Annotated in this window: 13 protein-coding genes; 8 read left to right on the forward strand and 5 right to left on the reverse strand. The window is 62.5% G+C overall.

Annotated elements, in window-relative coordinates; translation table 11 throughout:
• The first annotated feature begins 343 nt into the window (after positions 1 to 343).
• Positions 344 to 1,252, forward strand: coding sequence for a DUF726 domain-containing protein (locus MUN73_RS06515; protein WP_250139651.1), 909 nt, complete (start codon positions 344 to 346; stop codon positions 1,250 to 1,252).
• A gap of 58 nt (positions 1,253 to 1,310) precedes the next feature.
• On the opposite strand, the gene MUN73_RS06520 is transcribed toward MUN73_RS06515, so the two are convergent.
• Together MUN73_RS06520 and mvk are read right to left on the reverse strand one after the other, a co-directional pair.
• Complete coding sequence (locus MUN73_RS06520) at positions 1,311 to 2,063, reverse strand: isopentenyl phosphate kinase (RefSeq protein WP_250139652.1); 753 nt, start codon at positions 2,061 to 2,063, stop codon at positions 1,311 to 1,313.
• Positions 2,060 to 3,046, reverse strand: coding sequence for a mevalonate kinase (mvk, locus tag MUN73_RS06525; RefSeq protein WP_250139653.1), 987 nt, complete (start codon positions 3,044 to 3,046; stop codon positions 2,060 to 2,062). Before mvk ends, MUN73_RS06520 begins: the two co-directional genes overlap by 4 nt.
• 125 nt (positions 3,047 to 3,171) lie before the next feature.
• Here mvk and MUN73_RS06530 point away from each other — a divergent pair, with 125 nt between their 5' ends.
• Positions 3,172 to 4,095 (forward strand): thiamine-phosphate synthase family protein, encoded by a 924-nt coding sequence (locus MUN73_RS06530; protein WP_250139654.1) that lies wholly within the window; start codon positions 3,172 to 3,174, stop codon positions 4,093 to 4,095.
• A gap of 43 nt (positions 4,096 to 4,138) precedes the next feature.
• Here MUN73_RS06530 and MUN73_RS06535 read toward each other — a convergent pair whose 3' ends face one another.
• Complete coding sequence (locus MUN73_RS06535; protein WP_250139655.1) at positions 4,139 to 4,762, reverse strand: helix-turn-helix domain-containing protein; 624 nt, start codon at positions 4,760 to 4,762, stop codon at positions 4,139 to 4,141.
• Between the two features lie 435 nt (positions 4,763 to 5,197).
• On the opposite strand from MUN73_RS06535, the gene MUN73_RS06540 reads away from it, so the two are divergent.
• From MUN73_RS06540 to MUN73_RS06565, 6 genes are all read left to right on the forward strand, one after another.
• Positions 5,198 to 5,629 carry a cupredoxin domain-containing protein gene (locus MUN73_RS06540; RefSeq protein ID WP_250139656.1) on the forward strand — a complete coding sequence of 144 codons (432 nt, stop codon included), beginning with the start codon at positions 5,198 to 5,200 and terminating at the stop codon, positions 5,627 to 5,629.
• 2 nt (positions 5,630 to 5,631) lie between these two features.
• On the forward strand, positions 5,632 to 7,059 hold the full coding sequence (locus MUN73_RS06545) for a YncE family protein (RefSeq protein WP_250139657.1): 1,428 nt from the start codon (positions 5,632 to 5,634) through the stop codon (positions 7,057 to 7,059).
• 27 nt (positions 7,060 to 7,086) lie between these two features.
• Entirely contained in the window at positions 7,087 to 7,695 is a 609-nt protein-coding gene (locus tag MUN73_RS06550) for a hypothetical protein (protein WP_250139658.1), read from the forward strand.
• Entirely contained in the window at positions 7,692 to 8,450 is a 759-nt protein-coding gene (locus MUN73_RS06555; protein ID WP_250139659.1) for a cytochrome c biogenesis CcdA family protein, read from the forward strand. Before MUN73_RS06550 ends, MUN73_RS06555 begins: the two co-directional genes overlap by 4 nt.
• Before the next feature lie 11 nt (positions 8,451 to 8,461).
• Positions 8,462 to 8,674: a hypothetical protein gene (locus MUN73_RS06560; RefSeq protein ID WP_250139660.1), complete on the forward strand. Its 213-nt coding sequence runs from the start codon at positions 8,462 to 8,464 to the stop codon at positions 8,672 to 8,674.
• Between the two features lie 458 nt (positions 8,675 to 9,132).
• Positions 9,133 to 10,179, forward strand: coding sequence for an outer membrane protein assembly factor BamB family protein (locus MUN73_RS06565; RefSeq protein WP_250139661.1), 1,047 nt, complete (start codon positions 9,133 to 9,135; stop codon positions 10,177 to 10,179).
• Between the two features lie 118 nt (positions 10,180 to 10,297).
• On the opposite strand, the gene MUN73_RS06570 is transcribed toward MUN73_RS06565, so the two are convergent.
• A complete protein-coding gene (locus MUN73_RS06570) occupies positions 10,298 to 13,324 on the reverse strand; it encodes a DUF7286 family protein (protein WP_425492718.1) in 3,027 nt (1,008 codons plus the stop codon).
• A complete protein-coding gene (locus tag MUN73_RS06575) occupies positions 13,321 to 14,490 on the reverse strand; it encodes a DUF7284 family protein (protein ID WP_250139663.1) in 1,170 nt (389 codons plus the stop codon). Before MUN73_RS06575 ends, MUN73_RS06570 begins: the two co-directional genes overlap by 4 nt.

Raw genomic sequence — 14,490 nt, forward strand, 5'->3', positions numbered from 1 at the left:
GGTCGTTGTACTGAAAGCCGCGTATGGACTCTCATCGAAACGGTCCGCGGACTCCCGGTTGTGCGGCCCCGGCGTCTTTCAGCGCGTTGGCCATCCCGCTATGCGCTCGTGGCGGCGATCGCCGCCGATCGGCCCACGGCACCGCCGTGAGCCGCGAACGCACTTGCCCGCGGGTTTCGCTAGTGGCCACTACACGCCCGGGTGTTAAAAACGCAGTGGGTTGACCACGCCTCGACCGAATACCGTCACGCCGTCGAACGGCGAGCGTAGACGGCCCCCTCGACCGGCAGTTTCCTTCGCACATCCATAAATATTAATTACAGTGGGGTAATAGTACATTGGCATGCCACATCACACCACAGAATCGGAGTCGACATCGACGACACCCTCACGACGGACCGTCCTTCGAGGAACCGGCGCGCTGCTCGTCGGCACCGGTACGATCGCGGCGGCGAGTGCGCCCGTTTCGGCGGGGAAGAAAGACAGTTGCGACGACCCGCCGCTGTCCTATCCGCGGGTAACGACCCGCGGTCACTTCGACACGACGTGGTACGGGAGCGTCGTCCTGACCGACGGCAATACGGCCACCAACTTCGAGTACGCCGGAGACGGGATTCCGGGCGTTCACACCGATCCCGAGGACGAACTCCTGATTCACGCCCACGGCTGGAACAACGACCTGGAGGGCGGCGTCTGCTCGGTCAGCGAGGCCGGCGAGACGTTCGCGGCCGAAGGATACGACTTCCCCGTCGTCGGCTACAGCTGGGACGCGGATTTCGGCTGGTACAACGCGACCGAAATCGCCGAACGGAACGGCGCGAAACTGGCAGCCTTCCTGAGCGGGTACGCGGACGCGAATCCCGACGTCACGCTCCGCGTGTGCAGTCACTCGCTCGGTGCGCGAGTCGCTCTCAGCGCCCTGCAATCGCTCGACGCCTGGGGCCGGTCCGACGTCGTCGAATCGACGGTTCTGCTCGGCGGTGCAGCCGACGAGGACGCCGTCTCGATGGAAGGGCAGTACGGATCGAACATCGAAGCCGCGACCGGACGACTGGACAACTTCTGGATGGAAGACGACGACGTCCTCGACTGGGCGTACAGCACCGCCGAGTGGGGAACCGCCGTCGGGGCCGCCGGCGTCGACGGAACGCCGCCGGTGAACTACACCGACCACAACGTCGATTACGTCCCGGACCACTTCAGCCACTACAAAGAAGACGGCTGTCTCCACGAGGTCGTCGACACGTTCTGACCGGGTGGAGCCGTGTACGGGATCCGGAGACCCAGGTCGCTGGTGTCCCGGGCGAGGCCTACCCGATCGTCGTCCCCGGATCCGCTCCGGCGAGGAAGCCGTCGAGATCCTCGAGCCCGAAGATCGACGCCTCGGCCTCCAGTTCGAGCAGCGCCCGGACCTTCGCGGCCATCCCGCCGGTGACGTCCGTCGAATCGCTCTCCCCGAGCACGTCCGCCACGTCGTCGTACGACCCGATCCGATCGATCACGGCGTCCTCGTCGTCGAGGACCCCCGGCACCGTCGAACAGAGGCCGATCCGATCGGCCCCGAGATCGCGTGCGAGTGCCGCCACGAGTTCGTCCCCGCTGACGATCGTCACCCCCTCACCCGCGTGGGCGATCACGTCGCCGTGTAAAACGGGGACGAACCCCTCCGCGAGCAACGTCTCGACCTGACCGGTCGGGAGCGTCAGTTCGCTCTCGCCGTCACGGTGGCCCCCCGAGAACGGATGGACGGGAACGGCCGCGACGTCGCGCTCGTGCAGTCGCGAGAGGACGAACCTGTTGAGCGTCGTCATCGCGCCGTGGATGTCGAGCACGGCACCCGCGTCGTGGGTTCCGCCCGTCGTGCTGACGCCGTGCTCGCTCGCGTTGTGGTGGCCGAAACTCCCGCCGCCGTGGACGATCACGAGTCCGTCTGCGAGCGCGTCGCCACCCGCATCGAGCGCGGCCGCGATCGCGTCCGCCGCTCGAGCGAGTGCCGCACCGTCGAGGGTCTCCGCCCGATCCTTGTCCGTGACGACGCTTCCGCCGAGTTTCAGGACGATCATTCGAGTCGCTTCACCCCTTCCTCCGCGAGTTCGGCGCGGAACGCTTCCTCACAGCCCGGCGTAAAGGAGAGGGCCGTCTCGGTCTCGTCGGTCGGGTCCAGGGCGACGATACAGCCGCCGCCGCCCGCACCGGTCAGTTTCGCCCCGTAGGCCTCCGCGTCGCGGGCCGCCCAGACCATCGCGTCGAGTGATCGCGACGAGACGCCGAGCGCCGCCAGGAGGCCGTGGTTGAAGTCCATCAATCGCCCGAGTTCTTCGATATCGCCGTCCGCGAGCGCCTGTTCGCCGTTCCGGACGACGTCGCCGATCGCCTCGACCGTGTCCGCCGCGAACTCGTACTCCTCGCGCAGGCCGCGCACGCCCGCCACCAGTTCGCCCGTATCGCCCGCGCCGCCGTCGAACCCGATCACGATCGGCAGGTCGGGGGCCTCGATCGAGCGGCAGTCGTCGCCCTCGACCCTGACCGCGCCGCCGGTAGCCGAACAGAACGTGTCCGCACGCGAGGCCTGGCCGTCCTGGACCGCATACTCCGTCTGGAAGGCGCGCTCGGCGAGTTCGTCGGTGTCGAGCGTGACGCCGAGTTCCCGCGTGGCCGCGTCGATCGCAGCCACGACGACGGCCGCCGAGGAGCCGAGCCCTGCACCCAGGGGAATGTCGCTCTCGATCGTCACGTCGAAGCCGACGTCCGCCTCGCCGGTGACCTCGCGTACCTGTTCGATCGCGCCGTCGACGTACCCCATGGCCGCGCTGACGAGCGACTGGGGGACGTCGACGTCCGGTTGATCGTCCGGGTTCGCGCCGTACTCGACCGTAAAGCCGTTCAGGCTGAGATCTTCCGAGTTGACGCGTAACTTCCCGTCGTCGCGTCGTCTGGCGTCGACCCGGGCCCGCCGCTCGATCGCACACGGCACCGCGGGTTCGCCGTAGACGACTGCGTGCTCCCCGAAGAGGTATACCTTGCCGGGGGCGCTCGAACGTGTCATGCCCGGCCGTTCGCACGACGATGGTTAATAGCTGTCTGTCTCTCCGATCGACCGCTCCCGGCCCGGGTCGGCCGTTTCTCCCGCGGTGACTGGACTTATGTCCGCGTCGTCCGAATCCGGGGACGATGTCACTGGTCTTGCCGAGCGAACTCGTCGTCGAGCGGTTCCTGCCGGCCGTCCGGGGGATGCTCGCCCGTCGGCTCGCCGATCGCGGCCTCACCCAGCAGGAGATCGCCGCCCACCTCGGCGTCACCCAGGCCGCCGTCAGCAAGTACGTAAGCGGCGATCCCGAGGGAGACGATCGCTTTCGCGAGGATCCCGAGACGGTCGCGACCGTCGATCGGATCGCCGACGGCCTCGCGAGCGGCGAGCTGGACGGCTACGACGCGCTCGCCGAACTGGTCGCGCTCGTCCGCCAGCTGGAGGATCGGGGTCCGGTCTGCGAACTCCACGAGGAAGAGATGCCCGAACTCAGGGGGCTGGGCTGTGACCTCTGCGTCCGCGGCCTCGACCCGGACGTCCGCGCCGAACGCGACGTGCTCGCGTCCGTCCGCACGGCTGCGCGATCGCTCGCCTCGATCCCCGGCATGGCCGACTACGTCCCGAACGTCGGCACCAACGTCGGCACGTGCCTGCCCGACCCGCGCGACGAGACCGACGTCGCCGCGATCCCCGGCCGGATCTACGCGATCGGCGGGCGGATCGAGATTCCCGCCAACCCCGAGTTCGGCGCCTCGAAACACGTCGCCACCGCGATCCTGGCCGCCACCGACGCCGACCCGGCCGTTCGGGGTGCGACGAACGTCGAAACCGACGACGCGATTCTCGACGCCGCCCGATCGTACGGGATCGAACCCCTCGAGTTCGACGCCGACTACGACGATCGGGGCGCACACCTTCGATCGCGGTTCGACGATCGGGGCGACGTTCCGCGAGTGGCCTACCACCGCGGGGCGTTTGGTATCGAACCCGCGACGTACGTCTACGGCGAAACGGCACTCGACGCCGTCGAGACGCTCGGGGACCTGCTCGAGGAAGCTTCCCGGTAGTAACGGACATCTGATCGCTCCGCGTGAACGCGGCGGGGGAGTATCACTCCCGCCCGTAGTAAATCGATTCGTCCTCGGCGGTGGATAGTTCCTGACGGATGACGTCTGCGGACTCGAGTGCGGCTTCTTTCTCCACGATGATCTCGTCGTCGAGAAGCGCTCGAGCATCCTCGAACCAGTCGAACAGTGCTTCCTCGAACGCCCGTTTGACGTCCGGGAGCGAGCTATGCGCGTAGACGTTGACTCGACCCCCGCCCCGAACGAGCTTCGAACGGGTTTCGACGAGGCCGGCGTCGTCCATGTGGTGGAGTAGCTGGCGGACGTACCCTTCGGAGTAGTCGAAGACGCTGGCGATTTCGGTGACAGTCATCTCCCCCTCCTCCATGAGCGCGATACAGATCGCGATCTCCGTGTCCGAAATTCCGAATACGTGCGCGAGCAGCGTCGGCAGGTCGGGTGATTCGGTCGGTCGCTGTCGCTCGACGGGGACCATGGACGATCCGCAACACTGCATCGGCTCGGCCCCGAACCCGACGCTCTCACATCGTTCACAGGCGTACGCGGTGAACGTCGCCGTTCCATCGGAGTTCGTGGTGGTATCCGACGTTCCGGCGCGCGCCCGATCGACCGGTTCCTCTTCTACCACGCTCTCGTCCGTACTTGCCATCACACCTGCACTAGCGGACGCGCCGCGGTAGGGGTGTCTGCGTATTATTCAGGCATTCAAGTACCCGGTGGCGAGAGCGATTGGATCGAGACGACGCTCCACGGTCCGGCACCACGGGAGCGAGCGGCCGATCGACCGCGCAGATATCGCATATTGAAACACACATGAATCATGCCCTACAGAATTAGTTATATAGTGGGCTATTTGAAACGCATAAGTATTTCGCGTCCAAAGGTAACCGATCTCCGGACGGTACGGCATTGATATAGAGCTATCAGCCAGCGTATATAATTCGGGGGGCTTCTCCTTCGGTGTCGGGATTCAGAGCAACCGCCTTCCACTACCCCGGCCGATATTCGACTGCACAGCATGAAAGTACGTCGTCGAAAATTGTTGCTGATCTGTGCAGGGACGGTCCCTGCCACAGCCGGGTGTATGGGCGATGGTGAAAGTGATACCGGGGACGGCGAAGACACCGAATCGGATAACTCCCCAACGGGGGACGATAGCGAGTCAGACGGATCGAGTGATAGCGACTCCGACGTCGATCCGGACGACGTCGACAGGACCATCGAAGTCGAAGGGTGGTCCTTTGGCTGGGATCCGAGCGAGATCGAAGTCGCACGCGGCGAGACGATCGAACTCGTCGTTTCGGTCGAAGATGACGGTATCGGCGACGGGCATGGGCTGGCGATTCCTGCCTTCGACGTCGGCATCGCGCCGATTTACCCGGACCAGTCGGAGTCGGCAGTCTTCGTCGCCGACGAGGTGGGCGAGTTCCAGATGCTGTGCTCGGTTCAGTGCAGCCAACCTGGGGCAGGTACCGGACACGAACAGATGATCGGTTCGTTTATAGTAACTGAATGACAATGACTAACAGAACAGACGGCGTTTCGAGACGGAAGTTCATCCTGGCCACCGGTGCAGTGTCGGTTGCTGGGCTGGCAGGGTGTAGTGAAACCGAAGAACAGGACGCCGCTATCCAGAAGGTCGAAGCCTCCGATCCCGAGACCGACGAGTCGGTCGTCGATCCGGACGGGTGGGCGACGAAGTATTCGGAGCGACAGCAAGTTCACCTGACGGACGAACTGGATTCGTCGGGCGATCCCGCCTGGGACCAGTCGGAACACCCGCACGTGTACGTGACGTCGAACGGCCCCGGGTACTCGGGACAGCTGTCCAGCGTAGATCTTCCCGGGATTTCGATCGTCGACGCCGATACCCACGAGGAAGTCGTCAGCAAGCAGTTCGACCTGGGGATCGACGAACCGTTCGAGCCACACGGATGTGCCGTCTCCCCCGACGGTAAGTGGATCTATTCCCTCACCGGTGGGGGCGGTTTCAGCACTGGGACCGGTCGATTGATGATCGTCAACGCGGAGACGCTGAAGATCGACAAGATCCTGACGACGGCCGGGATGCCACACCACGTCAAGACGTTCGAACTGTACGACGGGAGGCCTGTCGTCCTCGCGTATACGTTCAACTGGTACAACGCCGAGCCGATGCGGGAGTCGACGACCGGCATGATCGTCATGGATCCCGCCGACGATCACCGCGTCATCGGCGGCATCGACGGGGAAATGCTCCAGGAACACCCCTATCTCGCGTTCCCACACCCCGACGGTCGGCACCTGTTGATCAGTTGCCCGGATGGGAAACACGAGCACGTCGACGGACTGTGGGCCGTCGTCGAGATGGAAAACTGGACCGCCGTCGACTTCTTCCCCGGCGGCCTCGGTCCGATCTACGGCGCTTTCACCGTCGACGGCCGACACGCATACCTCGGTGCCAGTTACGAGGATACCGTCTTCAAGTACGACGCCGCGGCCAACGAAGTGGTCGACGAGTCCAACAGCGGTACGTTCGGCCTCTATGGCGTCACGCTCAGCCCGGACGAGAATTCGTTGTACACGGTTGGCAAGGGCGAAGGTTCCCACAACGTCGGCAAAACCCTCGGAAAGGTCGACACGACTTCGATGAACGCCGTGGACGAGTTCGACTACGGCGTGACCCGCGGTGACCACGCGCTGGTCAACCCATTCCAGCCAAGCGAACTGTGGATCAGCGGGAACGCCAGCTTCAACGACGTCGTCTGGGACATGGAAACCGACCAGCGCGTCGAGAACATCGAGAAGTCCGGCAGTTCCCACAACGGTGCGTTCGTCGACTACGAAACGGACGACGAGTGGAAGGTCGTATTCGACCAGGCGGGGTGGCACGGCTGGGCTCGTGACGAACAGATGGACCGCGTCGGAGCCGACGAAGTCGTCGAGTGGGGCAGCGAAGACGTCTAAGTCACCCTCGGCCAGCTACGCCAACACATGACCCCCATTACCCGCCCGATCGATCGGGCACAACTGCTGAAAGCGGTTGGAACTCTCGTCCTCGCCGTAGCGATCAGCTTCTCCTGGCTCAGCGTCGGGTACGTCCTCGACGGACCGCCCGATCTCGAGCGGGACGAAGACGCGATCCAAGACGCGCTCACGCGAACGAGCGACGGAGACATCGAGGTCACCGCCGTGTGGGCGGTAGAGGAGTACTTCGCCGTTCAGGACGTCGAACCGGCGGACATCGGAGTCGATCCGGAGACGCACCACGTCTTCGTGATCTACCTCGACACGCACACGAAAGAACTCCCGTCGGTCGACTGGACCGAGCAGGCCGTGTTACGTGTCGACGGGGAGGAGTACCGGCCGATCGACGGGGAGCGACTCTCGGGCGGGTACCACCACTCTACGGAAACCGTCTCGTTTCCGAAAGAGCGCGGCGGGGATCAGGTGATTCCGGACGACGCCGCGGAGGTTTCCGTCCAGATCCGGGAGGATGCACTACGCGAGAGTCGGGATCGCGAGCTCTCGTGGTCGAATCCGCCGCTGGAACGAGAAAGCGCCGAAGACGAAGCGAACGAAAATAACGAGGTGAAACCATGATCGACTTCCTATCGCTGGTGGCGGTCGCGCTGGGCCTGCTCGCAGTAACGATGACCCCCTGTCTGATCCAGTTGGTCTTCGTATATTTCGCGGCAGTCTCCGGCGTCTCCGTCGCCGAGGCAAACCGCGGTGCGTTGACCGAGAGCAAGTTACGGGCCCATCGTCTCACCGTCATCAAGTTGACGCTGGCATTCGTCGTCGGCTTCACGATCGTGTTCACGACCGCGGGTGGACTGGTCGGACTGTACGGAGAGGCGGTTCAGGACTTCCCGCTGTGGGGTGCTGACTCCACCCTCGGCGAACGGATCTTCGGCGTGGGATTCGTCATCCTGGGGCTCTGGATGGCAAACGTCTCCCGGGCTCCGGTCGCGTGCAAGATCCCATTCCCGTCGTTCGACCGCGACCCGCAGAACACGAGCGTTCTGGGGATGTTCTCGATCGGGTTCCTGTACATGTTCGGCTGCGCGACGTGCTTCAGCGGCGCGATCTTCGCCGGCCTTCTCGCCGTGCTCGGTACGACGGCCGCACCCCTCGAGGGTGCGCTCGTCATGTTGCTATTTAGCCTGGGCATCGGCGTTCCGTTGTTGGTCGCTGCGACGCTGCTGACGGACGTCTTCCCCTATCTCGCGCGCTTCCAGCGTGTCGGTCGGATCGTCTCCCTGGTCGCCAGCCTCTTCATCGTCGGAATGGGGATCGTGGCGATATCGGGGAACTTCCACGTGCTCTCGGATCTGATCGCGACCGTCCTGCTCTGACAAACTCGCGTTTGACCGACGACCACCACCGCATCTACGAACGACACGCGACGACGCGTTCTCCCTTCTCCAGTCTCGTGGCCCTCGAGGTCGCCGTAACGGACCGTCTCGACGATCGGACACTACTCGACGGTGACACGCACCAACTGACGGTCACCGGCTTGGAAGTCGAGCCGTCGATGGCCATGGTCACGACCGAGGTGGAGTCCGAGGTCGTCGTATGAACCCCTGCCATCGGACTCCACGCCCCGACGATCGAGATCGCCGAACTTCTGGAATTCGCGGTCGGCCCCGACTCGACTTCATCGCCGCCCGGCGCATCCAGCATGACACTCTCGTCCTCTGTGCGTTCGCGATCGCGATCAGCTATCTCGGCTGGGAATCCATCGGGGACCGGCCTTGACGGCACGGTTCCGCCGCCCCATCATTCATCCATTCTCGCCAGTAATTCATACTACGGAGAATATTTAGTTGAAGATATCGAACGGGGGAGACAATGACCGATCGGATGCCACGGACGCGGCGACGATGGCTCGGTACCTGTGCGAGCCTCGCAGGTGCGACTGCACTTGCGGGCTGTTTCGGGAGCGACGAGGACGGAACTGGCGATGGTGGGAACGATGAGGATGATGGTGGTGACAGCACGGACGCTGACGAGGAGACACTTGGCGGTGACTGGCCGATGTACGGCGTCGATCTGCAGAATACGGCTCATCACCCGGATGCGAACGGACCCGAGGGTGACGAAGTCACCGCACGCGCGGTAACTGATACAGAGGAAACGGGGATTTACCCGGTTACGATCGCCGATGGAATGTTGTACGGAAATAGTGGCGGCAAAAAGATCTACGCACTCGATCTCGAGACGGAAGAGATCGAATGGGAAGGTGACGTCAGCGGTTCGACAGCCGTCCGTGATGGGCGGGTGTACGGTCCCATTAGTGACGAAACGCTGTACGCCTACGATGTCGACAGTGGAGACCAGTGGGAATCAGAACAGCACGACGAGATCGATGCCTTCGTCACACACCCGCTCCCGACAGCGGACGGCATTCTCATTGCCTCGGACGACGCGATCTGGGGGTTCGATTCGGATACAGGCGACTACACGCACATTATCGACACCCCGCTTACTAACCTCACCACCGATTGGCCCGCGTTCGCAGACGACACGCTGTACATCGGCCGATCGGACGGGTTGCACGCGATTAACGTTGCGACTCCAGAAATCGAGTGGACGTTCCAGCCCGAAGATGAAGGAGGTTTGACCAATAGTAATCCTGCCATTAGTGACGGCACGGTCTATACGATAAAATTCACCTCGTGGAACGAGAAACAATTACTTGCGATCGACGCAGACTCCGGCGAGGAAGAGTGGGCGACCGAGATAGATATCGATGGAGTAAGTCCGGCCGTGGCCGACGGAACCGTTTACCTCGCTGGCTCCGAATCCCTCGTGGCCGTCAATGCCGATTCGGGAACCGTAGAATGGGAACGGGGGGACGATATCGCCCTCGAACCGTACGACGTGGTCGTGGCAAACGGGATCTGTTATGTCACAACCTCGTTTCGAATCTGGGCACGCGATGCTGGGACCGGTGACCTCGTCTGGGAGTACCAGCGACCCGACGAAAGCGACATCCGATTCTCGGCATCGCCGACGGTATTCGATGAGACGGTCTACGTCCCGTCCAGCGATGATACCCTGTACGCGATCGAAGAGGCCTGATTTGAGAGGGGGTCCATTCGCTGGAGGAGTAACTCCCAGACAGGTGTCGACAAGGATCTCTCCTACTTGGTCGCAGAAATAATCGGTCCGGGATCGAATGAGAAGCGTAGCGGTGGCGTTACAGACAATTCTCCTCGGGTTCGGGATCGTCTTCACCGAACTCGGGCCCAGTCTCGTTCCAGAGCGGTGAACACATTTCTCCTGGAGCGCCAGCCATCGTGTTATCGCCGACACCGGGAGCACCCTGTGGCAGGAACTGCGGCGCGGGCACGACGACGAGGATCGTCTGGTTGGTCTCGTACGTGATCGGATCGGTCGATCCCAGCTGGACCTCGTCCCCGTCGGGGGTCTCCAGCATGACGTCTTTGTCCTCGCGGACGTACGTCGTCGAGTCGGTCACCGACGGATCGCTGCTGGTCGCCTCTACCTCGAAGCGGGCGTACTCGCCCTCGACATCGATGTGCCAGACGTCGACCTGCAGGTAGAACAGCGGCGGCCACGGGATCAATGGGAAGCCCGGGAGATTGACTTCGTTCTCGTAGGCGGCACCCATCGGTGCGAAGTCCACGTCCTCGTCGATATCTAGCGGACCATCGCCCTCGGCCCGAACCGCAGGTACCTCGGTCTGGTTGACCGCAACCTGTGACGAGTGGTAAGTCGGCGAGCCATCGACATCGATGTGGACGTCGTTCAGTACCTCCGGCGTGTCGACTTCGGCACCGCCTTCGTCCTGCAGCATCTCCTCGCCAGATCCAAGCATCTCGTCCAGTAAGTCCATCGGACCGCCGATAATCTCGTTTGCCGAATCCAAAAACTCACCAAGGAGACTATCTATTAGATTTCCACCGCCCGTAGTCACGTTTTCGTGATGAGTCGCCAGTTCATCGATATACTTATATATATTATCGAAGTACAGTTGTCGAGCCTCCATCTTGGCGGCGCCCGGGGCGTTGTCAAAGTCATCGCTTTCGTTCACGTACTCGTCTTCCATCTCTTTGACATTATCGGACATCTCGCGTATTGGGCTCTCGTCGGCCGTCAGCATCTCAATGACTTCGGCCTCGACCGGTTCGATCTCTGTCACGGTCTCGTTATGAACTTCGATTAGATCCTCCCAGACGATATAGCTGTGAAGACTCCCGTCGCTCCGGGGCGATAACTGGATCTCTTCGTCGAAGTTACGATCGTAATTGATCGCGTCTTCGAAGTCGCTTACCGATTCGACATCGGCCGCTCTCGGCCGGATCCAGCTTTCGAATTCCGAATCGCTGTCGAAGTCACGCCCGAAGTACACTTCAGTTACCTCGTCAGAAGCGTCTTCCCAGTTGGTCGGGCTTCCCACGTATGGATCCGGAGAGCCACCCCGGTCGAGAACGTGTTCGACGCTGCTTGGATTGATTTCCAGATCAGGTGCGAACTCTCCATCCAGTTCGAATGCCGTCGTGTAATTCGTATTCCTTGACTCGTACTTGACGACGTCCGGTGATGAGTTCGTATTCGTGTTGTTCCACCTCCTCTTCGTCGTATACCGCATCTCTACCTCGATTTCGACCGAAACGAGCGATCGATCGAGACTTGAATCGCCGTCATCAGCGGTCGTCTTGTCGATACTGGCATCTACACGTTCCCGCCACGTGTAGTACTCCGGATCCATTTCGGTCAAATTGTCGACGTCGTACTCATCCGGATCGAGGTAGGGTGTCGGTGGATGGGTGCCGCCATCACTACTCGGATAGCTGTGGACGCTTCCGAGTTTCCCGTTTACCGTATACACATCGTCAATAGCGGTATCTGTATTGTCCATATTAACGGCTTCTTCCCGTAGAGTTTCGAGGGAATCTAGCAAATTGGACAGTTCGTCAATTTTGTCGTCTAGATCACCAATATCAGTTCGATCGTTTTCGGCGTCATCGTAATAGTCCTCGAGGTACTCTTCGTTAAATCGCTCCGTCTCATTTAGCTCCTCCCTCATTTCCCTCTCGAGGCCATCCTGATCGAGACTCGTTTCCATTTCGTACATGGACATATCCGCAAACGGATGCCCCTGGATCGTCCCGTTCTTGTCGATATTTCCGAGCATTCCCGTGATGATCTCCTCGATCGTGGGCATCTCCGGTAACTCGCCGTCCGGAGAGAGAATGCCTTCTGCACAGAGGTCCTCGACGCTACTGACGTTCTCGTCAGGATGGAGATCGTCTGCAATCGAGTCGAAATCGTACTTGTCACCCACGTCGAACGCGCTGTCCGAGAGATCGTAGGCCATACACAGGAACGGCCCCGCCATCACGCGGTTCCCGTAATCGTCCTGCGTGCCGAAGACCTCCTGCTGGGCCGTAAATCGCGCGTCGTTGGCCATGACCTCGGTGTGATCGTTCGGCGTGACGTTGTCGAATGCCCGATCTTCGACGTCACCCAGCAACCGATCGTAGTAGGCTTTCCCCCAGACGAGCGGCCACATGCGTTTGGCGAGGTCGTAACCGTAGCCCTCGCGATCCTGCACGCTCTCGATCATCCCCTTGTTCAGGTGGTCCTCGTACTCGTCGACGCGATCGTGAAGTTCCATCATGGTCGTCCCCACAGCCACGGTGACATCGCGCGTCGTCGACGTCTCGACCTCGCCGTCCTCGTCGCGAACGGTGAACTCGATATCCTGGATCGTCACCTCCATCACGCCGTCGTCTTCCTCGAGGTCGACGTATTTGATCGCCGACTCCAGGTCGCTCTCGTCGGACCAGTCGTCGACCTCGGGCACCGATACCTCGACGGTCCGGCCCTGGCCGACGTCCTGTTCGCGCCCGTCGAGGGCCGCGGTGACCTCGGCGAGGATCGTGAGTTTCGTCTGGTCCTCGAACGCCTCGTCGTCGTCGATCGCGCCGTTCACGTCGCCATCGACGGTCGTCAGCGGCGATCGAACGACCTTGTCGGTCGCTCGGACGGTCGCGTGGCGGATCTGGCTGGTCGCGTACGCCTCGCCGCGATCGACGGCCATCTCGGTGCCGAGGTCGATCTCCGGGTCGCTTCTCGTCTCGAGCGTGGCGACGATCAACACGCTGCTGACGAGCAGCAAGACGCCGATAATTGCGAACGGGATCCGTGCTCTGTCGTCGTCTGCGATCGAAATCGTACGGGGTGAATTGCGTGTCATTCGTGCCAGGTCTGGACCGTGATCGTTACGTCGTCGTTCGACAGTGCCTCGACGACCGCCTCGGCTCGCTTCCTGTCGCGCTCCTCGCCGTCGTACTCCGCGTCGATGTCCGCGAACTCGTCCTCGAACGCGCGGGGAATGTCCGCCGCGATCCACGCGGCGAGCGCGTCGGCGTCGGTGACGTCGTACCCGCCGTCCTGGCCGATGAGGACCTTGTGATTCGCCTCCTCGGCCCGCGCCTCGGATCGGACCAGCGGGGGATGGGTGTCCGGGCTTCGGAACGAGAAGTCACCGATGGCGTCGACCGTCGACTGGTAGTGGTACACCTTGAGCTCGCGATCGATCCCCTGGTCCTCGAGTGCGTACTGGGACTCTTCGGGCGGGAAGAGGCCCTCGACGATCGGTTCGCCGATCACCGTACCCGCGGCGGCGTAGGACTTGTTGTCCGACCCCTTCAGTCCGGGAACGTCCGACGAATCGTCGACCCCCGGCAGGAAGTCGGCCATCTCGTCGATCCAGTCGTCCCACCAGTCGTCGGCGTCCATCCAGTTCGACTCGAGTTCCTCCCCGTCTACCTCCGGAAAGCCACTGGAGACCGTCGTCGTCGTACTGGAGACGTCCGCGGTCGGCGGTGGACGCTCGCCGGCGGTCGCCGTCCCGTTGATGGCCGCTCCTTCGTAGGGCTCCCACTCGGCGACGATGTAGAAGTTCCGTTCGGCACCGAGCAGATTGTGTCGAATCGCCCAGTCGACGGCCTCTTCGTACTCTTCGCCGTAGGCTAACACTGGTTCGCCACCGATCTGGTGGTTCGCGATCGCGGCGTCGGCCAGCAGGCCGAGCGGTGAGCCGTGATCGGTTCGCGTGTACGTGGTGGCGTCCGTCACGACCGGTTCGGAGAAGTCGCCCGCGTCACGGACGCCCTCGAGGCTGTACGTGACGGTGATCGTCGATTCGCTCAGCGTCTCCGTCGTGTGAGCGGCCGACTGTGCATCGTGCTCGTCGGTCGCGACCACCGACGCACCCCCGTCCGTTTCGCGGATCGTGGTATCGTCGCCGGCGTCGTCGAGATACAACCCGACGATCATGACGCTCGCGGAGACGAGCAGCAGGGCCATGGCCACGTCGACCACGGTGCTGACACCGCGGTCGGAGTCGCGCCCTCGCAT

Source organism: Halosolutus amylolyticus, from assembly GCF_023566055.1.
GTDB classification, from domain to species: Archaea; Halobacteriota; Halobacteria; order Halobacteriales; family Natrialbaceae; genus Halosolutus; species Halosolutus amylolyticus.

Coding starts and splice junctions, on each gene's coding strand:
- MUN73_RS06515 (WP_250139651.1), top strand. CDS start 344: ATGCCACATCACACCACAGAATCGGAGTCGACATCGACGACACCCTCA.
- MUN73_RS06520 (WP_250139652.1), bottom strand. CDS start 2,063: ATGATCGTCCTGAAACTCGGCGGAAGCGTCGTCACGGACAAGGATCGG.
- mvk (WP_250139653.1), bottom strand. CDS start 3,046: ATGACACGTTCGAGCGCCCCCGGCAAGGTATACCTCTTCGGGGAGCAC.
- MUN73_RS06530 (WP_250139654.1), top strand. CDS start 3,172: ATGTCACTGGTCTTGCCGAGCGAACTCGTCGTCGAGCGGTTCCTGCCG.
- MUN73_RS06535 (WP_250139655.1), bottom strand. CDS start 4,762: ATGGCAAGTACGGACGAGAGCGTGGTAGAAGAGGAACCGGTCGATCGG.
- MUN73_RS06540 (WP_250139656.1), top strand. CDS start 5,198: ATGGGCGATGGTGAAAGTGATACCGGGGACGGCGAAGACACCGAATCG.
- MUN73_RS06545 (WP_250139657.1), top strand. CDS start 5,632: ATGACTAACAGAACAGACGGCGTTTCGAGACGGAAGTTCATCCTGGCC.
- MUN73_RS06550 (WP_250139658.1), top strand. CDS start 7,087: ATGACCCCCATTACCCGCCCGATCGATCGGGCACAACTGCTGAAAGCG.
- MUN73_RS06555 (WP_250139659.1), top strand. CDS start 7,692: ATGATCGACTTCCTATCGCTGGTGGCGGTCGCGCTGGGCCTGCTCGCA.
- MUN73_RS06565 (WP_250139661.1), top strand. CDS start 9,133: ATGTACGGCGTCGATCTGCAGAATACGGCTCATCACCCGGATGCGAAC.
- MUN73_RS06570 (WP_425492718.1), bottom strand. CDS start 13,324: ATGACACGCAATTCACCCCGTACGATTTCGATCGCAGACGACGACAGA.
- MUN73_RS06575 (WP_250139663.1), bottom strand. CDS start 14,490: ATGCGAGGGCGCGACTCCGACCGCGGTGTCAGCACCGTGGTCGACGTG.